A 22,796-nucleotide genomic window follows, 5' to 3' on the forward strand; every position below is an offset into this window, starting at 1 on the left:
CGGGGCTATGACCACATTTCACGGCACCACCATCCTCAGCGTGCGCCGACGTCTGCCCGACGGCCGCTGGCAGGTCGCGCTCGGCGGTGATGGCCAGGTCACCCTGGGCCACACCGTCGTCAAGTCCACCGCCCGCAAGGTGCGCCGTCTGCACCATGACCAGGTGCTGGCCGGCTTTGCCGGCGCCACCGCCGACGCCTTCACCCTGTTTGAGCGCTTCGAGTCCAAGCTGGAAAAGCATTCCGGCCACCTGGTGCGGGCCGCCATCGAGCTGACCCGCGACTGGCGCACCGACAAGGTGTTGCGCAACCTGGAAGCCATGCTGGCCGTGGCCGACCGCGAGGCCTCGCTGATCATCACCGGCAATGGCGACGTGCTGGAGCCCGAGCTGGGCCTGGTCGCGATCGGCTCCGGCGGCGCCTATGCCCAGGCCGCCGCCAAGGGGCTGCTGCTCAACACCGAGCTGGATGCCCCGACGATCGTGAAGAAATCGCTGGAAATCGCTGGCGACATCTGCATCTACACCAACCAGAGCCACACGATCGAGGTGCTGGAATGAGCCTGGAAGCGACCCCCGCCGACACCCCGTCGATGATGACCCCGCAGGAGATCGTCTCCGAGCTGGACCGCCACATCGTCGGCCAGAACGCCGCCAAGCGCGCGGTGGCCATCGCACTGCGCAACCGCTGGCGCCGCCAGCAGGTCGAGCCCAAGCTGCGCGCCGAGATCACGCCCAAGAACATCCTGATGATCGGCCCGACCGGGGTGGGCAAGACCGAGATCGCCCGCCGCCTGGCCCAGTTGGCCGACGCCCCCTTCATCAAGGTCGAGGCCACCAAGTTCACCGAGGTGGGCTATGTCGGCAAGGACGTGGACACCATCATCCGCGATCTGATCGAGGTCGCGGTCAAGCAGGAACGCGAGGCCGCGATCCGCCGCAACCAGGCCCGGGCCGAGGACGCCGCCGAGGACCGCCTGCTGGATGTGCTGGTGCCGCCGCCGCGCCACAGCGGCGGTGCCGAGTTCGGCTTGGCCGCGCCCACCGCCCCCGCCCCGGACAACACTGCCCGCCAGGTCATGCGCAAGCGCCTGCGCGAGGGCGCGCTGGACGACAAGGAAATCGAGCTGGAGCTGGCCGAGACCCGCACCAACGTCGACATCGTCTCCCCGCCCGGCATGGAGGAGATGGCCGAGCAGCTGAAGGGCCTGTTCTCGCAGATGAACACGGTCAAGAAGACCACCCGCAAGCTGAAGATCGCCGACGCTCTGCGCCAGCTGACCGACGAGGAAGCCGCCAAGCTGGTCAACGAGGACGAGATCAAGACCCGTGCACTGCACAACGCCGAGCAGAACGGCATTGTCTTCATCGACGAGATCGACAAGGTGACCACCCGCAGCAACACCCAGGGCAGCGATGTCTCGCGCCAGGGCGTGCAGCGCGACCTGCTGCCGCTGGTCGAGGGCACGACGGTGCAGACCAAGCACGGCATGGTCAAGACCGACCACATCCTGTTCATCGCCTCGGGTGCCTTCCACCTCTCCAAGCCCAGTGACCTGATCCCGGAGCTGCAGGGGCGCTTCCCGATCCGGGTCGAGCTGCAGGCGCTGTCGGTGGACGACTTCCAGGCCATTCTCTCGAGCACCCATGCCAACCTGGTGCGCCAGTACCAGGCCCTGCTGGCCACCGAGGGGGTGACGTTGGAGATCGCGCCGGACGGCATCCGCCGCCTGGCCGAGATCGCCTTCGAGGTCAATGAGCGCACCGAGAACATCGGCGCGCGCCGCCTGGCCACGGTGATGGAGCGGCTGCTCGACGAGCTCAGCTTCGACGCGCCCCGCTTCGCCGGGCAGACCGTCACACTCGACGCCGCCGCCGTCAGCGCCAAGCTGGGCGAGCTGGCCCACAATGAGGACCTGTCCCGTTACATCCTCTGAGGCCGCTTGACCGGGCGCAAGCCCGGGCGCGGCCCGTCTGCCTAGTCTCGCCGCATGCCTCGCCGCCCCACGCCGCCCGCGCCCGATTCCCAGACCTTCGTCGACCGCGTCGCCAGCTGGGGGCTCAGCCCGGCAGCGGCAGACAGCCCGCAGGCGCGGCAGGTGGAACAGCACTGGCGCTGGCCGATCATGATGGTGCTGGTCTGCACCATTCCCGCGTTCTACGCCGAGCTGCTGCAGCCCGAGCCCTCCCGCCTGGCGGACATGACCTACCTGGTCGCCGCGATGGTGGTGGGCACGGCGCTGGCCCATGTCAGCTGGTACACCCGCCACCCGGTGGCCCATCTGCTGGCCAACCCGACCGATCTGCTGCTGGTGCTGGGCCTGCTGGCGGCGGCCTTCCTGCCCGGCAGCCGGACCTCCAACCTGACCCTGGGGCTGCGCCTGATCGTGGCCTTTCTGACCTTGTTGCGCATGGTCTGGTCCCAGCAGCACCTGGTCACCCGCGGCGGCGTGGCCTATCTGCTGACGGTCTCACTGGGCGTGCTGCTGGCCTGCGGCCTGGGCTTCTGGTGGCTGGAGCCCACCACGCCCACCCTGGCCGACGGCATGTGGCTGGCCTTCACGACGGCCGCCACCGTGGGCTATGGCGATGTGGTGCCGACCACCTCGGCCTCCAAGATCTTCTCGGTCTTCGTCGTGCTGCTCGGCTTCGGCGTGCTGACGCTGGTCACCGCCGCCATCGCCACCAAGTGGGTCGAGACCGAGGAGCGCCTGATCGAGCGCGAGATCATCCACGACATGCGCCACGAGATGACCCAGTTGCGGCATGAGCTGGCCGCGCTGCGCACCGAGGTGAACCACTGCATCGCGGTCCGCGATGCCGCGCCGGCGCAGGCCGCCGGGCAGCCGGTGGAGCCTTCAGCGCCACCGCCCGCCGGCTGAGCCGCGGCGGCGGACGGCGCTCACAGCGCCAGCCGGTGCGCCTGGATCTGCAGCAGGCCGTCGAAGATCAGCGATTCCACCAGTTCGTGCGGCATGTCCAGGTAGGGCGCCACCTTCCAGCCGGCGCCACCGGTCATCAGCACCAGGGGCTCTTCGCCGTCGCTGTGCTCGGCCAGGTGCCGGCGCATGCGAGCGATCGCCCCGGTGATCGCATAGGTGCCGCCGCTGGTCAGCGCATCGGAGGTGTTGGAGGGGAACGGCACCACCTCACCGGTGGGCACACGCAGGCCGGCGGTGCCACTTTCCAGCGCCCGCAGCATGATGCCGTGGCCCGGCAGGATCAGCCCGCCGAGGAACTTGCCGTCGCGGTCCAGGGCATCCACCGTCACCGCGGTGCCCACCATCACGACCACCACCGGCCGCACCGGCCCGCGCGCCAGCATGTGGCCGCGGGCACCGATCAGGGCCACCCAGCGGTCGGCGCCCAGGCGCATCGGGTGGTCGTAGCCATTCGCCACGCCCGCCTCGTGGGCGGCCGGCACGACCCAGCGCGGGGTCAGGTCCCACAGCTCCAGCTGTTCCTCGACACGCCGGCGAACGGCTTCGCCCGCCACCACGCAGCCCAGCATCGTGGTCGGTGCGGACAGCGCATGCCAGTCCTGCTCGGCCAGCAGGTCGATGTTCTCCAGAAAGACCGCCCCCTGGGCCAGCAAGGCCGCCCCGGGCTGCGGCGAGGCGTACTGCGCCCATTTCAGCCGGGTGTTGCCGATGTCGATTGCCAGAAAGCTCATCGCGGATATGTCACTGCCTGTCGAGTGACGGGCATTATCGACCCGTGAAGCACGACCCCAGGGCGGGCAGGGCAGGCCTGGTCCCGGCGGCTCAGAGATCCTCGACCGGGGCGGCGGGCCGACGGGCCAGCACCTTCTCCATCAGCTCGCCCCAGCTGCCGGCCGGGGTGTGGGACAGCGCGCGCTCGCGCTGCGACACCAGTTCCTGGAAGACCTCGGACTGCTTGTCCGGATAGCGATCGGTCGCGCGCTGACGCGGCGGCTCGGCGAAGTGGGCGGCCGCCTTGCGGACCACCGCGTGGTAGATCTGCGATACGCGCGAGGGGGTCACCTTGAGCGAGCGGGCCACCTCCACCGGGGTCAGGCCGACCCCCAGGTAGGACTCGATCACCAGGCGTTCGCGCGCGGGCAGTTCGGCAAAGAACAGCTCCAGCCGGCGCAGCACGATGCCGGTGTCCACCCGGGCCTCCACCTCTTCCTGCGGCGTCGCGGGATGGTGGTGGGCACTGTTGTTGTCGTCGGACTCGTCGTCCACGTTGGCCTGGTTGCGCCCCATCTGGTCGGCCTGCAGCAGCGCGCTGACCTCATCGGCCGCCAGCCCGGTCAGATGGGCCAGTTGGGCCAGCGTCGGTTCACGGCCATGCTGGCTGCGGTGGCGCTCCCGGGCGATCTGGATGACCTTGATCTTGCGGCGCTCGCCGCGGGTGAGGAAATCCATCTGCCGCAGCTCGTCGAGCATCGCCCCTTTCACCCGCATGCGCGCATAGCGCACGAAGGCCTGCTGGGCCTCGTCGGTGTCGCGGTCGCCCTCCCATTCGAAGGTCACGGCGGCCTGGGCCACGGCAATCAGGCCGACCTGGATCAGGTCGGCACGCTCCACGTTGGCCGGCAGATGGCGCACCAGCGCCTGCGCCTGCTTGCGCACCCAGGATTGGTTCTTCGCGATGAGAACCGAGGGCACACCATCCATGGAGATCATGCCCCGATCTTAGGGAGTCCAGCCCCGATCCGGAAAGCGCGAGGAACACGGATTTCGCCCCCAAGTTCACGCACTCGGGGACTTGACAGGCTGGTGGCCGCGCCGCGAGGCGCGGCCGGCGCGTCAACGGGCCTTGCGCAATGCAGCCAGTTCGGCCGGGCTCAGCCGGCCATCGTGGTCGGTGTCGAGCTGGTCGAAATCGGCGGCCAGTCGCGGGTGGCCGGCCACCTCTTCGCGGCTCAGCGTGCCGTCGCCATTGGTGTCGAGCTTGGTCAACGGCCCCAGGGCGCCCTTCTTCGCGGCCGCAGCCCCCCCGCGATGGGCCTGGTGGTAGGCCCGCAACTCCTGTGGCGTGATCTCGCCGTCCCGGTTGGTATCGATGTCGTCAAACTTGCCGGCCAGACCGGGGGCGGCCTGGACCTCGGCTCGGCTGAGTTGGCCGTCGCCGTTGGTGTCCAGGGTCTTGAACCGCTCCACCATCTGGCCACGGGCCGGCGCCGAGGCCGAGGCCGAGGCGGCCACCGCGGGATCGGCGGCATGGGCCAGAGAACCGGTCAGCACCGCCGCGACCGCGGCCAGCCACAGGGATGTGCGCATGGACATTCCTTTCCAGGATCAGGACTCACGGGCAGCCCGCCCGGGCCGCCACCGTCTTGCACAACGCGGGCGCCGCCGCTTCGGTTGAACCCGGCGACTGTGGCTTACATGCCTTTACCCCGCCCGGGCCGCGCCGCACCGTCACGGGACGGGCCCACAATCAATGCATGATTGAAGCGCCTTTCACGCCCCCGGAACTGTTCACCGACGCCGATGCGGCCCTGGCCCGCGTCGTTGCGCTGTATGCCAGCCAGGTCCAGCACCTGCGCCAGAAGCTGCGCGACTACGTCGCCGGCCAGGACCTGGGCGGCCATGTGCGCGCCTGGTACCCCAGCGTGCGCCTGCACCTGGGCACCACGCCGCGCCACGACACCCGGCTGAGCTACGGCTTCGTTGCCGGCCCGGGCCTGTACGAGACCACGCTGACCCGGCCCGACCTGTTCGGCGCCTATTACCGCGAGCAGTTCGCCCTGCTGTTGAAGAACCATGGCGTGGGGCTCGAGGTGGGCCTGGGCCGCCAGCCCATCCCGGTGCACTTCTCGCTGGCCGACGACGAGCATGTGGAAGGCCACCTGGACCCGGAACGCCGGCGCCGCCTGGGCGAACACTTCGACCTGCCAGACCTGGCCGCGATGGACGACGGCATTGCCAACGGCACCCACGAGCCCGGCCCGCGCGAGCCGCAACCGCTGGCCCTGTTCACCGGGCCGCGCATGGACTATTCGCTGCAGCGGCTGCGCCACTACACCGGCACCGCGCCCGAGCACTTCCAGAACTTCGTGCTGTTCACGAACTACCAGTTCTACATCGACGAGTTCATCCGCCTGGGCCACCAGCTGATGCAGAGCCCGGAGAGCGACTACATCGCCTTCGTCGAACCCGGCAACGTGGTGACGCCGCGCGCCGGCCGGCAGGCCCAGCCCAGCGGCTCGCCGCCGCCCCGGCTGCCGCAGATGCCTGCCTACCACCTGGTGCGCGAGGACGGCAGCGGCATCACGATGGTCAACATTGGCGTGGGCCCGTCCAACGCCAAGACCGCGACCGACCACATCGCCGTGCTGCGGCCGCACGCCTGGCTGATGCTGGGCCACTGCGCCGGCCTGCGCAACACCCAGCAGCTGGGCGACTACGTGCTGGCCCACGGCTATGTGCGCGAGGACCATGTGCTCGACGAGGAGCTGCCGCTGTGGGTGCCCATCCCGGCCCTGGCCGAGGTGCAGCTGGCCCTGGAGCAGGCGGTGGCCGAGGTCACCCAGCTCTCGGGCTACGAGCTGAAGAAGGTGCTGCGCACCGGCACCGTCGCCACCACCGACAACCGCAACTGGGAACTGCTGCCGCATCCGGGTCCCGAGCGCCGCTTCAGCCAGAGCCGCGCGGTGGCGCTGGACATGGAGAGCGCCACCATCGCGGCCAACGGCTTCCGCTTCCGGGTGCCCTACGGCACGCTGCTGTGCGTCTCCGACAAGCCGCTGCATGGCGAGATCAAGCTGCCGGGCATGGCCAACACCTTTTACCGTGAACGGGTGGACCAGCACCTGCGCATCGGCATCCGCGCGCTGGAACTGCTGCGCGCCGGCGGCGTGGCCCCGCTGCACAGCCGCAAGCTGCGCAGCTTCGCCGAGGTGGCCTTCCAGTAAGCCACCCAGACCTCTGCGGAGGTCTGTTGCGACTATTTATTGCGAACCTTTCTCATTTGCATTAATATTCGTCAACCCGTGCCGGCCCCGGCAGGCACGGCACGATCAGGCCCCCGAAGCAGGACATGCCAGCCACCGCCAGCCGCTGGCTTCGAGGACGCCGAGATGGTCCCCACACCACCTTTGCTCCGTCCACACGCATGTCCACCTACATCCGCAGCCGGCGTCATGGCACGCCCCGCGCCCTTCCGTCCGCCGCCCCCGCCACCCTGGGCGCGGCCCTGCTGAGCCTGCCCTTGGCGCTGCAGGCCCAGACCGCCCCGGCCCCCGACGCCACCACGCTGCCGACGGTCAGCATCACCGCCAGCCCGGAATCGGCCTACAAGGCCGACACCAGCGCCTCGCCCAAGCTGACCCAGCCGCTGCTGGACACGCCCAAGTCGGTGCAGGTGATCAAGAAGGAGCTGATCCAGCAGCAGGGCGCCGCCACGCTGACCGAGGCCCTGCGCAACACCCCGGGCATCACGCTGCAACTGGGCGAGAACGGCAACACCTCGGCCGGCGACACCTTCCAGATGCGCGGCTTCTCGACCCAGACCTCGACCTTCGTCGATGGCATCCGCGACCTGGGCGCCGTGACGCGCGACGTGTTCAACGTCGAGCAGGTCGAAGTGGTCAAGGGCCCCGCCGGTGCCGACATCGGCCGCGGTGCGGCCGGCGGCTATGTGAACCTGATCAGCAAGCTGCCCGAGCGCGAGGAGCGCACCGAGGGCAGCCTGACCCTGGGCACCGCCGACACCCTGCGGGCCACCGCCGACATCGGCCGGGGCTTTGCCGAGACCAGCGCCTGGCGCCTGAACGTGATGACCCAGGACAGCGGCGTCGATGGCCGCGACGAGGTCAAGAACAAGGGCTGGGCCGTCGCGCCGGGCGTGGCCTTTGGCCTGAACACGCCCACCCGCCTCTACCTGTACTCCCAGCACGCCCACCAGGACAACGTGCCCGATGGCGGCATCCCGACCATTGGCATGAGCGGCTTCTACAACGCCGACAGCGCCCTCAACGCCGGCGCCAAGGTTGACCGACACAACTTCTACGGCAGCCGCGACGACTACGAAAAGGTCGACGCCGACATGTTCACCGTGAAGTTCGAGCACGACCTCGCCCCCGGCACCACAGTGCGCAACCTCACCCGCTACGGTCAGACGCACATGGACCGGGTGCTCACCGGCATCTACACCCTGGCCGCACCCAGCGCCGGCGATCCCGCCACCTGGACCGTCAGCCGCATCCGCCAGCGCACCGACCAGGCCAACGAGATCCTGACCAACCAGACCAGTGTCAGCACCCGCTTCGAGACCGCCGGCATCCGCCACGACCTGGCGGCCGGGGTGGAACTGATCTATGAGCGCCAGCTGACGAAAGGCACCGGCACCACGGCCCAGACGATCAACGGCGTCAGCCACAGCGCGATCAACAACCCCAACGCCAACCTCTACCACCCCGACCCCAGCGTCTCGCTGGGCGTGCCCTATCTGACCGGCGCCGACACCGAGGGCAAGACCACCACCGGCGCGCTGTACCTGCTGGACACGCTGACCCTCAACGAAGCCTGGAAGCTCAATGCCGGCCTGCGCTTCGAGCGCTACCACACCGAAACCTCGGTGGGCACCCTCGTCACCAGCAGCAACAGCAGCACCTACCCGGGCTATGCGGTGGGCAGCATCGCCAACACCAACCTGCGCCTGGCCGACAACCTGACCAGCTGGAACCTGGGCCTGACCTACAAACCGGCTGAGCACGGCAGCGTCTACCTGGCGGTGGCCAACGCCTACACGCCGCCGGGCGGGGCCAACTTTGCGCTGTCGGCCACCACCACCAGCGCCAACACGGCCGGCAACAACCCCGACATGGACCCGCAGCAGACCCGCTCGGTCGAGCTGGGCACCAAGTGGGACCTGCTGGACCAGCGCCTGAACCTGACGCTGGCGGCCTACCACACCGAGAACGACAAGCAGATCAGCTACGACGACCTGGGCAACGCGGTGCAGACCGGCAAGACCCGCGTGCAAGGGGTGGAGCTGGGGCTGGTCGGTCAGATCACCCGCGACTGGCAGCTGTCCGCCGGCATCGCCACGATGGACACGAAGCAGAGCGATGTCTGGAACAGCACGCACACCACCGCCACCAATGGCGTGCGCTGGTCGCCCGACCTGACGGCTTCCTTCTGGACCTCCTACCGCTGGGGCGATCTGACCCTGGGCGGTGGCGCGAACTACGTCGCCAAGCAGAAGCGCACGATCACCGCCGACACCGACCTGTCGACCCAGAACATGCCGGAGATCCCGGCCTACTGGGTGGCCAACCTGATGGCCTCCTACCAGGTCATGAAGAACCTGAGGCTGCAGCTGAACGTGGGCAATGTGTTCGACAAGGAATACATCAGCACGCTCAACAACAGCGGCGCCCGCGCCACGCTGGGCGCGCCGCGCTCGGCCAAGCTGACGGCCAGCGTGCAGTTCTGAGAAAGGCGGCGCGGCATGCTGTTGCACATCCCGGGCGTCCTGTCGTCTGACGAAGTCGCCCGCTACCGACAGGCCCTGACCGAGGCCCCCTGGGCCGACGGCCGGGCCACCGTGGGGGCGCAGGGCGCCCAGGTCAAGCGCAACGAGCAGCTGCCGCCCGACCATCCCCTGGCGCGCGAACTGGGCCAGCACATCCTGCAGGCCCTCGCGCGCCATCCGCAGTTCATCTCCGCCGCCCTGCCGCACCGCATCCTGCCGCCGCTGTTCAACCGCTACCAGGGCGGCGGCAGCTACGGCCTGCATGTGGACGGCTCGGTGATGGCGATGGGCGATGGCCAGCGCCTGCGCAGCGACGTGTCCACCACGCTGTTTCTCTGCGACCCCGAGGACTACGAGGGCGGCGAGCTGGTGGTGATGGACACCTACGGCGCCCACGAGGTCAAGCTGCCCGCGGGCGACCTGATCCTCTACCCGTCCACCAGCCTGCACAAGGTCGAGCCCGTCACCCGCGGCGCCCGCACCTGCGCCTTCTTCTGGACCCAGAGCCTGGTGCGCGACGACGGCCAGCGCGCGGCCCTCTACGAGCTGGACCAGACCATCCAGCGCCTGCGCGCCCGGCTGGGCGACAACGACGAGGTGCTGCAGCTCACCGGCCACTACCACAACCTGCTGCGCCGCTGGGCCGAGCTGTGAGCGCGAACGGCTTCAAGACCCTGCTGCGCTGGCACTGGATCAGCTCGGCGCTGTGCCTGGTCGGCATGCTGGGCTTTGCCCTCACCGGCTTCACGCTCAACCACGCGGCCGACATCGAGGCCCAGCCCATCGTCACGCGCTGGCAGGCCACGCTGCCGGCTCCCGTGCTGGCCGCCGTGCAGGCCGCCCAACCGAAGCGCGAGGGCGGCAGCGCCCCCGTGCCCGCCACGCTGCGCCAATGGGCACACCAGGCGCACGACCTGCGCCTGGCCGTCGCCCTGGTGCCGGAATGGTCCGCCGAGGAGCTCTACGTGGCCATGCCACGGCCCGGCGGCGATGCCTGGCTGCGCATCGACCTGAGCAGCGGCGAAGCCGAGTTCGAGGACAGCGACCGCGGCCTGCTGGCCCTGCTCAACGACCTGCACAAGGGCCGCCACACCGGCGCCATCTGGCGCGCCTTCCTCGACCTCTTCGCGGCCGGTTGCCTCGTCTTCTGCCTCACCGGCCTGCTGATCCTGCACCGCCACGCCGGTCAGCGCGCGCTGACCTGGCCGCTGACCGCGGCGGGCTTCGTGCTGCCTGCCCTGCTGGTTCTCCTGTTCATCCACTGACCCCACGCCGATGACCACCCCCACCGCCCGCTCCACCGCCGTGACCGCAACCACCCTGGGCCTGCTGGCCCTGGGCTCCTCCTCCACCTGGGCCGCCACGCTGCAGCTCACCCTGGAACTGCCCCGCCTGAGCGTGGCCGAGTACCACAAGCCCTATGTGGCCGTCTGGCTTGAAAAGGACGGCCAGCCCAACGCCGCGGCCCAGCTGGCCGTCTGGTACGACCTGAAGAAAGCCAACAACGGCGGCACCAAGTGGCTGCGCGACCTGCGCCAGTGGTGGCGCGCCGGCGGCCGCGACCTGACCGTGCCGGCCGACGGCGTGACCGGCGCCACCCGCTCGCCGGGCGAGCAGGTACTGCGCCTGGACCAGGCCCCCGGGCTGGCCCGGCTGCCCGCCGGCCAGTACACGGTGGTGGTGGAAGCCGCCCGCGAAGGCGGTGGCCGCGAGGTGCAGCGCCTGCCGCTGACCTGGCCCATCCAGGCCGCCCAACAAGCCCAGGCCCAAGGCACCCACGAGCTCGGTGCCCTGAAGCTCAAGGCCACCCCCTGACGCCCCCCTTCGCCCTGGAGGCCCCATGCCCTTGATGACCTTGCCCCGTCCGCGCCAGTGGGCCCTCGCCCTGGCCACCACCCTGCCCCTGCTGGCCTGGGCCCACGACACCTGGCTGCTGCCTTCGACCACGCTGGTCACCGGCCGCAGCCAGAGCGTCGTGCTCGACGCCGCCGTTTCCACCGACCTGTTCATCGCCGAACGCCCGCTCGCCTGGGGTGAGCTGCGCGTGACCGGCCCCGCGGGCCAGCCGCTGCCCGCCGGGGAGCGCAGCCACACCGCCACGCTCAACAGCGTGACGGTCGAGCTGCCCACCGAAGGCACCTACCGCATCAGCCACCTCAGCGACAGCCTGATGGCCAGCTACCAGGATGCCGAGGGCCAGACCCAGCGCTTCCGCGGCAGCCCCGCCGAGTTCGCCCAGCAGGTGCCTGCCAGCGCCAAGGTGCTGGGTGTGCTGCACATGGTCAACCGCCAGCAGACCTTCGTCAGCCGCGAAAAGGCCACGGTACCGGCCTTCGCGCCCGAAGGGCAGGGCCTCGAAGTCCTGCCGCTGGACGCGGTGAACGACCTCAGCGACGGCGACCACACCCGCTTCACGCTGCTGCTCAACGGGAAGCCGCTGGCCGGCGAGACGCTCTCGCTGGTGCGCGAAGGCAACCGCTACCGCTACGACCGCGCCGAGCAGACCCTGACCACCGACGCCCAGGGCCAGTTCACCGTGACCTGGGCGGCGCCGGGCCGCTACTGGCTGGGGGCCAGCCACGGCGAACGTCCGGGCGGCCCGTCGCTCACCGGGGGCACGCGCGACCAGCCGATCGAGCGCGCCGGCCTGAGCGTCACCTTCGAAGTGCTGCCGCGCTGAAGCCCGCCCCCGGATGTCCCGCATGTCTTCCATCGCACGGTCTGCGCCTCCCACCCGGGTGCTGATCCCCGCCGAGGTGCAGGGCACACCAGCCCCCTGGGGCCAGGTGCTGCACGCCCTCGACGGCGCCACCATGGGCACGACCTGGTCGGTGCGGGTCTGGGCCGGCGCCGGCCTGCCGCCCACCGCGTTGCGCCGCGCCATCCAGGCCGTGCTGGATGACGTGATCGCGCAGATGAGCACCTGGGACGAGACGGCGTTGATCTGCCGCTTCAACCGCCTGCCGGCCGGCCGGGCCATGACCCTGCCGGAGAGCTTCGCCACCGTGCTCGAGGCCGCCCTGCACGTCGCCCGGCGCAGTGCGGGGGCCTTCGACCCCACGGTCGGCGCCGCCGTGGGGCGCTGGGGCTTCGGCCCGGCCCACCTGTGCGAGGGGCTGCCGGCCTGCGCCGCCCAGGGCTGGCAACGGCTGCGCTGGGCGGCCGAGCACCGACGGCTCACCCAGCCCGGCGGAGGCCGGCTGGACCTTTCGGCCATTGCCAAGGGCCATGCGGTGGACCGGGTCAGCGCCCTGCTGCGCGACAGCGGCCTGCCGCACCACCTGGTGGAGATCGGCGGCGAACTGCGCGGCGAAGGTCTCAAACCCAGCGGCCAGCCCTGGTGGGTGGACCTGGAGTCACCGGACCCCGCCTGCCCGCTGCCGCCCACCCGGGTGGCGCTGCACGGGCTGTCGGTGGCCACCTCGGGCGACTACCGCCGCTGGCGGACGGCCGACGACGGCCGCCGCCTCAGCCACACGCTGGACCCGCGCACCGGCGCGCCGGTGACCCATGACGTGGCCTCGGTCACCGTGCTGCACCCCAGCGCGATGTGGGCCGACGCCTGGGCCACCGCGCTGATGGTGCTGGGCCCGCAAGACGGTCTGGCCCTGGCCGAGGCCGAAGGGCTGGCCGCGCTGTGGATCGAGCGGCCCGGCCTGACGGCCCCGACCTGGCGCGACACCCTGAGCCCGGCCCTGCGGGCCTGGCTGGCCTGAGCCCATGGACAGCCTGGTTGCCGCCCTGAGCACCCTGCCACCGGCCCGGTGGGGCGCCGCTGCCGCGCTGCTGCTGGCCTGGGGCCTGCTGTGCGGCGGGGTCTGGCTGCGCCAGCGCCGGGCCGCCTCGCCCCGTTCCCCGCTCGGGCCCACCGACGGCCCGTTGGCCCTGGTCACCTGGGCCAGCCAGACCGGCTCGGCCGAGGCCCTGGCCTGGGAGACCGCCCGCACGCTGACCGCCGGCGGGCTGCCCACCCAGGTCGAGGCCCTGGACCGGCTGAACCCCGAGCGGCTGCGCCAGCACCGGCCGGTGCTGTTCGTGGCCGCCACCGCGGGCGATGGCCAGCCGCCGGACCATGCCGAGGCCTTTGCCGCCACCTGGATGAGCCGCCCGGCGGACCTGGCCGGCCTGCCCTGCGCCGTGCTGGCCCTGGGCGATCGCAGCTACCGGCAGTTCTGCCAGTTCGGCCAGCAGGTGCACCACTGGCTGCGCGACAGCGGCGCCCTGCCGCTGTTCGCGCCGGTGCTGATGGACCGTGGCGACCCGCAGGCCCTGCGCCATTGGCTGGACACGCTGGACGCGCTGGCCAGCGCCGCGACCGGTCAGCCGGCGTCAGCACGCCCCGCCACTGCCGCCGCCGGCTTCAACCCCTGGATCCTGCTGGGCCGGCGCCACCTGAACCCCGGCAGCCTGGGCGAGCCGGTCTGGCTGGTGGACATCGCCCCGCCCGTGGACGCGGCGCAGCCGCCCCAATGGGAAGCCGGTGACCTGGTGCAGCTGCGCCTGCCCGGGACGGACCGGATGCCGCGCAGCTACTCGATCGCCAGCCTGCCCGGCCCCGGTCTGGGCGGCGGGCTGCAGCTGCTGGTGCGCGGCCAACGCCGCCCGGACGGCCACCTCGGCGCCGCCTCCGGCTGGCTCAGCCAGGACTGCCCGCTGGGCGGTGCGCTGTCGCTGCGGCTGCAGCCCAACCCCGGCTTTCGCCTGCCCGCCGCGCTCGCCGACCGGCCGCTGCTGCTGATCGGCAACGGCACCGGCCTGGCCGGCCTGCGGGCCCACCTGCAGGCCACCGAGCGGCGGCTGGCCCAGGCCGGCTCGCCGCGTCAGGCGCTGGTCCACCAGGGCCTGCACGCCTGGCTGGTCTTCGGCGAGCGCCAGGCCGCCCACGATGCCCTGTGCGACGCCGAGATCACCCACTGGCTGGCCAGCGGTGTGCTCAGCCGCATCGACCGCGTCTTCTCCCGCGATGGCGGCCCGCACCGCCATGTGCAGGACCGGCTGGCCGCCGAGGCCGACCGGCTGCGCGCCTGGGTCGACGCCGGCGCGGTGATCCTGGTCTGTGGCAGCCGCCAGGGCATGGCCGCCGGGGTCGATGCCGTGCTGGCCCAGGCGCTGGGCGAACCCCGGCTGCAGACCTTGCGCGAACAAGGCCGGCTGCGCCGCGACGTGTACTGAAGTCTCTCCCGCCATGTCCACTGCCCCCCTCTCTCATCCCGCCCCTCGCCCGCCCAGCCCGCCGCTGGCCCACCGCGAAGAGCCCAGGGACGAACTGGGCCCCTGGGGCCGGCGCGGCCTGGTGCTGGGCGTGGTCCTGGTCCACCTGGCCGGGGCCTGGGCACTGCAACAAGGCCGCGAGCCCCTCCCCCACCCCCCGCAGCCAACCCCGATCGCCGTGCAGTGGATCGCCCTGCCCACGCCCGCCCCCGAACCAGCGGCACCGCCGCCGCCCAGCTCCCGTCCGGCCCCCCGCCCCACCCCCGCGCCCCCGGTGCTGGCCGCGGCCCCCCGGCCGCAGCCCACAGCGGTGACGGCCCCCACGCCCGCCGCCACCGAGCCGACGCCGGCCGCGGAGACCGCGGCCACCCCGACGCCCAGCGCGGCGCCAGCCCCCGTGACGCCCCGCCCCGACGCCGCACCGGCCGGTCCGGTCCAGCTGCCCGCCAGCGCGCTGCGCTATGTGACGCTGCCGCGCCAGGTCTACCCGGCGACCTCGCGCCGGCTGGGCGAGACCGGCACCGTGCTGGTCCAGGTGATCGTCGATGTGCACGGCCAGCCGCGCCAGGTGACGCTGCACCGCAGCTCGGGCCACCCCCGGCTGGACGAGCAGGCCCTGCAGGCCATGCGCGCCGCCCGGTTCCAGCCCTGTCGGGTGGAGGGGCACCCGGTCGAGGCCGTGGCCATCGCCCCCCTGGCCTACAGCCTGGAATGACCGCCCGACACGCTTTTCGCCCCTGATTCTTCCGACCCCATCGACCTGCTTGCGAGACGCCTCATGGACACCTCTGCCGCCTCCCCCGCGCCCGGCTTCGGCCACTTCATCGCCCAGAGCGACGCCATCGGCCACACCTTGCTGGGCCTGCTGGTGCTGATGTCGATCGCCTCCTGGGCCATCATCGCCGCCAAGGGCGCGACGCAGGCCCTGCGCGCCCGCCGCAGCCGGGCCTTCCTGGACCAGTTCTGGAACGCCAGCACGCTCGACCAGGTGCAGCACGAGATCAACACCCACGGCGCGCGCGATCCGTTCTCGCACCTGGCCGCGCACGCGCTGCATGCCCAGGCCCACCACGCCCGCCACGGCGTCCAGCGCCTGGCCGAGACCGGCAGCGCCGCCGACTTCATCACCCGCACCATCAAGAAGGTGCTGGACGAAGAGACCACCCGCTTCGAGGCCGGCCTGACCACGCTGGCCACGGTCGGCGCCACCGCGCCCTTCGTCGGCCTGTTCGGCACCGTCTGGGGCGTCTACCACGCGCTGCTGGCCATCGGCAGCGGCGGCGCCGGCACGCTGGACCAGGTCGCCGGCCCGGTGGGCGAGGCGCTGATCATGACCGGCATCGGCCTGGCCGTGGCCATCCCGGCCGTGGTGGCCTACAACGCCTTCACGCGCAGCAACCGCGTGCTGTCGGCCAAGCTCGACGCCTTCGCCTTCGAGCTGCACAGCTTCCTGACCATGGGCGAGGCCCTGGGCGCCGACACCCAGGGCCCGGCACGCCACGCCACGCCCGCCCCGCTGCGCCCGGTCTCCGCCGGCAGCACCGCCTGAACCCGGAGCGCACGCCATGGCCTTTGCCTCGTTCGACAAAAAGGGCGGCGCCGCCCCGGTGGCGGAGATCAACATGGTCCCGCTGATCGACGTGATGCTGGTGCTGCTGGTGATCTTCATCGTCACCGCGCCGCTGCTCACCCACTCGGTGCCGCTCACCCTGCCCCAGGCCACCGCCCGGCCCACGCCGCCAGCCGCGGCCAAGATCGACCTGTCGATCGACGCCGATGGGCAGCGCTACTGGAACGGCCAGAAGGTGGACCGCAGCGAGTTGCAGGCCCGCCTGCAGGCCGAGGGCCAGCGCCAGCCGCAGCCCGAAATCCACCTGCGGGCCGATGAGGCCGCCGCCTACCGCACGGTGGCCGAAACCCTGGCCGATGCCTCGCGCGCCGGCCTGTCCAAGATCGGCTTCGTCAGCCAGCCGGCGCCCTGAGCCCCGGCCCCCGCCGGGTCGGCCAGGGCAACGGGCTTTATCATTGAGGTTATGGAAGCTCTCCGCGACGTGGCCGCGATTCGCCTCGACAACGCCCTCGTGCTGTTCGACGAGTTCGTGCAGGCCACGGTCAAGAACGCCGACGCCGCCGCGCTGCGCGGGCTGGAACGCCGCTTTGCCGAGCGGCTGCAGATCCAGCCCAGCTACTGGAGTCAGATCAAGGGCCGCTCGCGCCAGATCGGCGAGCGCCTGGCGCGGCAGTTCGAGCAGAACTGCCGCAAGCCCGTCGGCTGGATGGACGAGCCCCATGGCGCCGCCACCGCCCACCCCACGGTGGGCGAGACCGAATCCCCGTTGCCGCAGGACGATGACGAACGCTTCATCGTCGGCTTGGTGCTGACCTACTACCGCCGCCATCCCCAGCGCGCCCGCACCCGGCTGCTGGACCTGCTCAGCGAGGTGCTGGTGCCGGCCGCCACGCCCAGCCCACCGCCGGCCGTTGCCAAGCCGGGGGCCCCGTCGTCCACCGGGCCCCGGCCGGCCCCCACGGCCGCCCCGGTCAGCGACGACGACCTGTGGCGCCAGAGCCAGCGCGGCGTGGCCCCCCTCAAGGGCCGGCGCTGAGCCACGCCGCCGGTCCCGCCCGGGGAGCCGCCGGCTTGTCGTTGCGCAAAAGATAAAAACCACTTGCGCAAGATAATCGATTGTTTATCATCACGGCACGCGCCGAGGTTCTGTCATTCCTGAGCCTGGCGCCGCGCCCCGGATTCGCCCCGCGCGCATCCGGCGCCCGCCCCGGCCCTGTGCTGTACCGGCCGGCCCCGCCCCTCTTGGACCGACAGATGCCCTGCACCCTGATGGCCCGTTTGGCGCGGGCCTTGACCCTGTTCCCGACCCGTTGATCGGCCGTGCCAGGCCCTGCTGACCACAGGCCCTGTCTGCGCCGCCCGTGATGCCCGTTCCCCGCCGCTCCTCGGAAGCCCCGAGGTCGGCTGCTGCATGGCCCACCCGGGCCCTGAGGAGATGACCATGAAGATCCAGCTGACCCTGAGCACCCCGCGCAATCCGGTGGCCATGCCGGCACGGCGACGCCAGGCGGGCCCGCACCGCCGTTCCGGCAAGGCCCTGCGCCAGCAGCAGCGCCATGCGCTGCGCCGCGAACTGGCCCCCCCCCGCCCCGCCCCCCACAGCCCCTGAACCGCCCGGCGCGCGCCCCCCCCATGCACGGTGCGCGCCCCTGGAGAGACGCATGACTCCGCACCGCATCCTGTGGCGTGCTGCCACCCCCGAACAACTGATGGGCCTGACCCGGCCCGACCGTGGGCCGCGCCATCTGCTGGCCTGGACCTTGCGCCGGCTGGCCCGGTTCCTGGCCCGCACCGCCCGCGGGTTGGCCCCGACGCCCCCGCCCGCCCGCCACCGCGACCGGCCGCCGCCGGACGACCTGCCGCTGGTGGAGTACCACGGCCAGGCCGGCGCCCCCGAGGGGGCCCTCTATGTGAACGGCCAATTCATCGGTAGGCTCGACGTCGACCGGCTGTGACCCGATCCCGGCCCCGGGGGCCGGGCTGGCTCAAGCCCCCGGCCCCCGGGCCGATAACCCGGTGACCTGCCCCTTTCGGTGCCCCATGTCCACAGCTGCTCCTGCTTCGCACCACTTCCCCACCGATGTGGAAGGCTGGGTGCGCTACTTCCGGCTGGTCGAGATCCCCGTGCTGTCGCGCACGGCGGCCGTGCTGGAGGAGTTGCGCCAGATGCAGGAGCATGTGGATGCCCGAACCCTGGCCGACGAGCTGATGACCGACCCGCTGATGACGCTCAAGGTGCTGGCCTTCACCGCCACCGTGCAGCGCCATCGGCGCAACAACGATGCCGAAACGGTGCGCGAAGCGCTGGTGCTGACCGGCATCGAGCCCTTCTTTGCCAGCTTCGGCCCGCAACCGACGGTGGAGGCCCACCTGGAAGGCCAGCCCGAGGCCCTGGCCGGCCTGCAGGCGGTGCTGGACCGGGCCGACCGGGCCGGCCGCCTCGCCCTGGCCTTTGCGCTGCACCGGCGCGACCACGACGCCGCAGTGATCTACCTGGCCGCGCTGCTGCACGATTTCACCGAGATGCTGCTGTGGCTCCACGCCCCCCCCCTGGCCCTGGAGATGACCCTGCGCCAGCAGTTCGACCGCACGCTGCGCAGCAGCGCGGTGCAGCGGCAGTGCCTGCACGTGACGTTGGGCGACATCCAGCAGGCCCTGATGCGGGCCTGGCACCTGCCGGAGCTGCTGGTGCGCATCACCGACGACCGCAAGGAAAACGATCCGCAGGTACGCAATGTGCTTCTGGCTGTGCGCCTGGCGCGCCACACCAGCCACGGATGGGACAACCCCGCCGTGCCCGATGACGTGCACGACATCGCCCGCCTGCTGATCATGCCGCCCGAAGCCACCCTGACGTGGCTGCAGGAACTCGACAGCTGACCCGGCGTGGTGCTTCGTGCGCCATTCGGGGGAGGATCCGGCCTGTCGTGACACATCCGCACGGTAGGCTGTGGCGCGCCTTCGTTCGCAACGACCTTGCCGCGCCATGCCCATGCCCACACCCATTGCCCGCCGCAGTACCGTGATGCTCTACCTGGCCATGTCGCTGGCCGTGGGCTGCGGACTGAGCATGCTGCCGCCACTGGATCCGCTCGAAGCCCTGCGCCAGCCCCCGGAGCCGCTGGGTGGCCTGGCGGCCCTGCTGCACCTGGGGCTGGCCAGCCTGGGCGTGGAGGCCTGCCGGCGCGCCCTGCAACGTCAGGGGGGCCGGTTGGCCTCCAGCCGCTGGCTGGCCTGGGGGGGCCATGGGGCGGCGGCGGCGGCCTGGCTGTGGTGGCTGGGCAGCTGGCAGCTGACCCCGATCGCCGACGCCCGTGCCCTGCTGTGGCTGGAGATGCTGCCGCTGTGGCTGTGGCCGGCCGGCCTGCTGGACCTGCGGGTGCCCGCCCGGCCGGAGGCGGCCTCAGACGTCGCCGCCCTCGGCCGCCCCGCCCTGCTGCAGGCGTTGCCGTACGGCTTCGAACACAGCGGGCTGTTCGAGCAGATTGACGTGGCCGGCCTGCGCCACCGCCAGAGCTTCACCACCGGGCCACACCGCCAGCCGGGTCGGGAACACGATGCTGTCGCAGGGGCTGTAGAGGCTCAGCACGGGCGGCAGCCCTGAGGCGCGGGCGGCTTCGTCGGCCGCCAGCGCGCGCAGCCAGTTCGAGCCCGGTCGCATCTGCCGGGCGCTGGGGCTCAGGCCCCAATGGGCCAGCCAGGTGCCCAGGTGCGGCGTGCCCACCGTGACCAGGCCGCGGCAGGGCGTTCGCCCCGCGTCGGCCCGCAGCCAGGCCCGCAGCAGCAACCCGCCCATGCTGTGCCCCACCAGCAGCGGGGGCTGACCGGTGCGTTCCCACAGGGTCTGGACGGCGGCCGCCAGCGCGGGCACATGCCGGTCCAGGTCGACGCCCGGGGGCTCCAGCGTCAGCGCCAGCGCCGGGATGCCCAGCTGCCGGCAGCGCTGCAGCCAGGGGTTCCAGACCGCGCGGTTGCACAGATAGCCATGCACCAGCAGCACCCCGGGGCGGCCTGGGACCTCCGCCGGCCAGACGTCGGGCTGCGCCTGGCTGCGAAACGGCTGGCGCCAGGCGAACACCCGCGGCGCCGCCCGGCACTCGGCCCACCAGGCCCGCACGGATTCACGCCAGGGCGGCAGCGGTTGGCCGGCCCGAGCCTGCACCGCCCGCATCAGCAGCGTGGTGACGCCCAGCCAGAAGGCATGCATGACCAGCGCCAGGACAAGCAGCCCGCCGGCCAGCGCGGGATGGCCGGTCTGCCACAGCCCGCCCACCCCGGCCAGCAGCCCGGCCAGCCCCAGCAGCACGGCCCAGCGCTGCCAGCGCGCGATCATCCGAACAAGGCCACGGACCGGCCGGAGAGCCGCTGGGCCAGCCCGGCGGACAACCGGGCCGCCAGGGCGTAGATGGTGAGCTGCGGGTTGACACCCAGGCTGGTCGGGAACAGCGAACCGTCGTGCACCGACAGGTTGCACACCTGCCAGTGCACGCCATCGGGCCGCACCACGCCTTGGGACTCCTGGCCGCTCATCGTGCAGCCGCCCATCACATGGGCGCTGACGAGGCGGGTCTTGAGCGGCTCCATCGGCAGGTCGCGGATCTGGGCCTGGGCCTCCGCCCAACTGCGGGTAGGCTGGGCGAATTCATGCACCGGCAGCACCGCCTGCGCGCCGGCGGCGAACTGCAGTTCGGCCATGGCCAGCAGGGCGCGCCGGGCCCCCTCCATCAGGTAGGCGTTGAGCGGGTAGTTCAGCACCGGGGAACCGTCCTGGCGCAGGCTGACCAGCCCGCCCGACGACTGCGGGTGGAAGCCATCGCGCAGCAGCGCCAGCGTCACCTGGGTGTGCGGGAACTGGCGCAGCAGCGCGGCGCCGGCGGCACCCCAGCCTGGCAGCGTGGAGGCGAAGATCACCGGATGCAGCGGCGGCACCTCCAGCTTGAAACCCATCGGGCCGTCCAGCGGCTGGCTGTCCAGGTGGTGATCGCTGTAGACGCTTTGCGGCGCCCCCTGCCAGCCCCGCACCGGCTGCGCCATGCGGGCCGCCGACAGCACCACCGGGTGCAGAAAGGTGCGCCGGCCCAGGCGCTCGAACGGGTCGGGCAGGCCCGAGCGCATCAGCAGCGCCGGCGAGTTGATGGCCCCGCCGGCCACCACCACGTGCCGGGCGCGGATGCGCACGGGATGCGCGGTATCGGGCTGGCCGTCCTCGCGCAGCGGCGCGCAGTGCAGCGCCTGCACGGTGTGGCCCTGCAGCTCCAGCCGCTCGACCCGGGTCTGCACCAGCAGGGTGGCGCCCTGGTCCAGGGCGGTGGGTACCGAGGTCAGCAGCATCGACTGCTTGGCATTGGTCGGGCACCCCAGCCCGCAGGCGCCCAGGTTCCAGCAGCCGCGCACATTGCGCGGGATCGGGTGGGTGGCGATGCCCAGGCGTTCACCGCCGCGGCGCAGCACGGCGTTGTTCTCGTTGGGCGCGGCCAGCCAGGGCTGGATGCCCAGGCGCTGCTCGACCTGCTCGAACCACGGCGCCAGCGTGCGGGCGTCCCACTCGGTCAGGCCGAAATGCGTCTGCCACCAGGCCAGCGTGGCCTCGGGCGTGCGGAAGCTGCTGGTCCAGTTGACGGTGGTGGAGCCTCCGACGCAGCGGCCCTGCAGGATGGTGATGGCCTTGTCGGCCGTCTTGCGGGCGGCGCTCTCCTGGTAGAGCGTGGGGTAGGCCTCGTCCTCGCGCTGGTGGAAGTCACTGCTGGACTTCAGCGGCCCTTCCTCGATCAGGACCACCGACAGGCCGGCGCGGCTGAGCAGCTCGGCGCTGATGCCGCCGCCGGCACCGCTGCCAACGATGGCCACGTCCACGCTGAGGCGTTCGGGCAGCGGGCCATGGGGGCCGCCGCGCACGGCCCAGCCGCGGGCCAGGCCTTCGCGGATCGGATCGCGCAAGGGGGCGCGGGTCTCGGTCATGGTGCCGCCGGCCCCGTCAAGGGTGCCGGGCCGGGGTAGCCCAGCGCGGGCCAACTGTCCGGACCGGCGCAGTAGGCGGCCTGCGTCAGGTCGCGCAGGGCGTGGTAGATCTGCTGGCGGGCGGTGTTGTCCGACAGCCGCATGGCCTGCAGGGCGGCCTGCACATCGTCCACCTCGGCCTCAGGCCAGTCGCGGCGCAGGCCGGTCAGGGCCAACCGGGTTGGGGCCAGCGTGAGCAGCGCCAGCAGGCGGCTCAGTTCGGTGCGGGTGGCCGGCGGCAGCCCGGCCACCAGGGTCTGCAGGCGCTGCAGGTGGCCCGCCAGGGCCTGGGCCCGCGCAGCACGGTCGGCCGGCAGCAGGCCGTCCAGCACGGCCAGCGCCACGGCCCCCCACAGGGCCTGGGCCGAGGCGCTGAACCCGCCACCACGGCGCCAACCGGGCGTCCACAGGGCCACGCCGGCCCCGGCCACCCCCAGCGTGACCGAGGCGAACACCCCCAGGCGCAGAAGGGAACGTCGTTGCATAAGCGCACAGTGTGGCACGGCCCCGCCAGCCCGCCCGCCACGATAGGACAACTACCGTTGCGACAGCCGCACCGGGGCGGCAGCA

24 protein-coding genes are annotated in these 22,796 nt (G+C 71.9%); 18 read left to right on the forward strand and 6 right to left on the reverse strand.

Going from position 1 to position 22,796, the window contains the following annotated elements:
- Positions 1–7 precede the first annotated feature (7 nt).
- Genes hslV through KGA65_RS08400 form a run of 3 tightly spaced genes read left to right on the forward strand, consistent with a single transcriptional unit; the run spans position 8 to position 2,880 of the window.
- On the forward strand, positions 8–559 hold the full coding sequence (gene hslV / locus KGA65_RS08390) for an ATP-dependent protease subunit HslV (RefSeq protein WP_225862702.1): 552 nt from the start codon (positions 8–10) through the stop codon (positions 557–559).
- Positions 556–1,935, forward strand: coding sequence for an ATP-dependent protease ATPase subunit HslU (hslU, locus tag KGA65_RS08395; protein WP_375142621.1), 1,380 nt, complete (start codon positions 556–558; stop codon positions 1,933–1,935). The genes hslV and hslU overlap by 4 nt, the downstream gene beginning before the upstream one ends.
- A gap of 54 nt (positions 1,936–1,989) precedes the next feature.
- Entirely contained in the window at positions 1,990–2,880 is an 891-nt protein-coding gene (locus KGA65_RS08400; protein ID WP_225862703.1) for a potassium channel family protein, read from the forward strand.
- 20 nt (positions 2,881–2,900) lie between these two features.
- On the opposite strand, the gene KGA65_RS08405 is transcribed toward KGA65_RS08400, so the two are convergent.
- The 3 genes from KGA65_RS08405 to KGA65_RS08415 all read right to left on the reverse strand — a co-directional run bounded on the left by KGA65_RS08405 (position 2,901) and on the right by KGA65_RS08415 (position 5,247).
- Entirely contained in the window at positions 2,901–3,671 is a 771-nt protein-coding gene (locus KGA65_RS08405; protein ID WP_225862704.1) for a type III pantothenate kinase, read from the reverse strand.
- A 91-nt stretch (positions 3,672–3,762) separates the two neighbouring features.
- Positions 3,763–4,650: a sigma-70 family RNA polymerase sigma factor gene (locus KGA65_RS08410; RefSeq protein WP_225862705.1), complete on the reverse strand. Its 888-nt coding sequence runs from the start codon at positions 4,648–4,650 to the stop codon at positions 3,763–3,765.
- Positions 4,651–4,773: 123 nt separating this feature from the next.
- A complete protein-coding gene (locus KGA65_RS08415) occupies positions 4,774–5,247 on the reverse strand; it encodes an EF-hand domain-containing protein (protein WP_225862706.1) in 474 nt (157 codons plus the stop codon).
- Positions 5,248–5,414: 167 nt separating this feature from the next.
- Between KGA65_RS08415 and KGA65_RS08420 the strand changes: the two genes are divergently transcribed.
- From KGA65_RS08420 to KGA65_RS08490, 15 genes are all read left to right on the forward strand, one after another.
- A complete protein-coding gene (locus KGA65_RS08420; protein ID WP_225862707.1) occupies positions 5,415–6,884 on the forward strand; it encodes an AMP nucleosidase in 1,470 nt (489 codons plus the stop codon).
- Positions 6,885–7,084: 200 nt separating this feature from the next.
- Positions 7,085–9,409, forward strand: coding sequence for a catecholate siderophore receptor Fiu (locus tag KGA65_RS08425; RefSeq protein ID WP_225862708.1), 2,325 nt, complete (start codon positions 7,085–7,087; stop codon positions 9,407–9,409).
- Positions 9,410–9,424: 15 nt separating this feature from the next.
- Positions 9,425–10,102 carry a Fe2+-dependent dioxygenase gene (locus KGA65_RS08430; protein WP_225862709.1) on the forward strand — a complete coding sequence of 226 codons (678 nt, stop codon included), beginning with the start codon at positions 9,425–9,427 and terminating at the stop codon, positions 10,100–10,102.
- Positions 10,099–10,713, forward strand: a complete 615-nt coding sequence (locus tag KGA65_RS08435; protein WP_225862710.1) for a PepSY-associated TM helix domain-containing protein — start codon at positions 10,099–10,101, stop codon at positions 10,711–10,713. Before KGA65_RS08430 ends, KGA65_RS08435 begins: the two co-directional genes overlap by 4 nt.
- A 10-nt stretch (positions 10,714–10,723) precedes the next feature.
- Positions 10,724–11,263 (forward strand): DUF2271 domain-containing protein, encoded by a 540-nt coding sequence (locus KGA65_RS08440; RefSeq protein WP_225862711.1) that lies wholly within the window; start codon positions 10,724–10,726, stop codon positions 11,261–11,263.
- 25 nt (positions 11,264–11,288) lie between these two features.
- On the forward strand, positions 11,289–12,128 hold the full coding sequence (locus KGA65_RS08445; protein WP_225862712.1) for a DUF4198 domain-containing protein: 840 nt from the start codon (positions 11,289–11,291) through the stop codon (positions 12,126–12,128).
- A gap of 22 nt (positions 12,129–12,150) precedes the next feature.
- A complete protein-coding gene (locus KGA65_RS08450; RefSeq protein ID WP_225862713.1) occupies positions 12,151–13,164 on the forward strand; it encodes an FAD:protein FMN transferase in 1,014 nt (337 codons plus the stop codon).
- A 4-nt stretch (positions 13,165–13,168) separates the two neighbouring features.
- Positions 13,169–14,620, forward strand: a complete 1,452-nt coding sequence (locus tag KGA65_RS08455) for a sulfite reductase subunit alpha (RefSeq protein WP_225862714.1) — start codon at positions 13,169–13,171, stop codon at positions 14,618–14,620.
- A 13-nt stretch (positions 14,621–14,633) separates the two neighbouring features.
- Positions 14,634–15,374, forward strand: a complete 741-nt coding sequence (locus KGA65_RS08460; protein WP_225862715.1) for an energy transducer TonB — start codon at positions 14,634–14,636, stop codon at positions 15,372–15,374.
- 63 nt (positions 15,375–15,437) lie between these two features.
- Positions 15,438–16,208 carry a MotA/TolQ/ExbB proton channel family protein gene (locus tag KGA65_RS08465; RefSeq protein WP_225862716.1) on the forward strand — a complete coding sequence of 257 codons (771 nt, stop codon included), beginning with the start codon at positions 15,438–15,440 and terminating at the stop codon, positions 16,206–16,208.
- A 16-nt stretch (positions 16,209–16,224) separates the two neighbouring features.
- Positions 16,225–16,641 carry an ExbD/TolR family protein gene (locus KGA65_RS08470; protein ID WP_225862717.1) on the forward strand — a complete coding sequence of 139 codons (417 nt, stop codon included), beginning with the start codon at positions 16,225–16,227 and terminating at the stop codon, positions 16,639–16,641.
- 51 nt (positions 16,642–16,692) lie between these two features.
- Positions 16,693–17,265 (forward strand): hypothetical protein, encoded by a 573-nt coding sequence (locus KGA65_RS08475; RefSeq protein WP_225862718.1) that lies wholly within the window; start codon positions 16,693–16,695, stop codon positions 17,263–17,265.
- Between the two features lie 405 nt (positions 17,266–17,670).
- Positions 17,671–17,838 (forward strand): hypothetical protein, encoded by a 168-nt coding sequence (locus KGA65_RS08480; RefSeq protein ID WP_225862719.1) that lies wholly within the window; start codon positions 17,671–17,673, stop codon positions 17,836–17,838.
- 52 nt (positions 17,839–17,890) lie between these two features.
- Positions 17,891–18,184, forward strand: a complete 294-nt coding sequence (locus KGA65_RS08485; RefSeq protein ID WP_225862720.1) for a hypothetical protein — start codon at positions 17,891–17,893, stop codon at positions 18,182–18,184.
- 85 nt (positions 18,185–18,269) lie between these two features.
- Positions 18,270–19,109, forward strand: a complete 840-nt coding sequence (locus KGA65_RS08490; RefSeq protein ID WP_225862721.1) for an HDOD domain-containing protein — start codon at positions 18,270–18,272, stop codon at positions 19,107–19,109.
- A 523-nt stretch (positions 19,110–19,632) separates the two neighbouring features.
- Here KGA65_RS08490 and KGA65_RS08495 read toward each other — a convergent pair.
- Genes KGA65_RS08495 through KGA65_RS08505 form a run of 3 tightly spaced genes read right to left on the reverse strand, consistent with a single transcriptional unit; the run spans position 19,633 to position 22,711 of the window.
- The gene (locus tag KGA65_RS08495; RefSeq protein ID WP_225862722.1) at positions 19,633–20,562 is read right to left on the reverse strand and encodes an esterase/lipase family protein; all 930 of its coding nucleotides are present in this window, start codon (positions 20,560–20,562) and stop codon (positions 19,633–19,635) included.
- Positions 20,559–22,187, reverse strand: a complete 1,629-nt coding sequence (locus KGA65_RS08500) for a GMC family oxidoreductase (protein WP_225862723.1) — start codon at positions 22,185–22,187, stop codon at positions 20,559–20,561. The genes KGA65_RS08495 and KGA65_RS08500 overlap by 4 nt, the downstream gene beginning before the upstream one ends.
- Entirely contained in the window at positions 22,184–22,711 is a 528-nt protein-coding gene (locus tag KGA65_RS08505; protein ID WP_225862724.1) for a hypothetical protein, read from the reverse strand. The genes KGA65_RS08500 and KGA65_RS08505 overlap by 4 nt, the downstream gene beginning before the upstream one ends.
- Between the last annotated feature and the right edge of the window lie 85 nt (positions 22,712–22,796).

Origin of the sequence: Ideonella benzenivorans (genome assembly GCF_020387415.1) — a bacterium.
Taxonomy (GTDB): Bacteria; Pseudomonadota; Gammaproteobacteria; order Burkholderiales; family Burkholderiaceae_C; genus Ideonella; species Ideonella benzenivorans.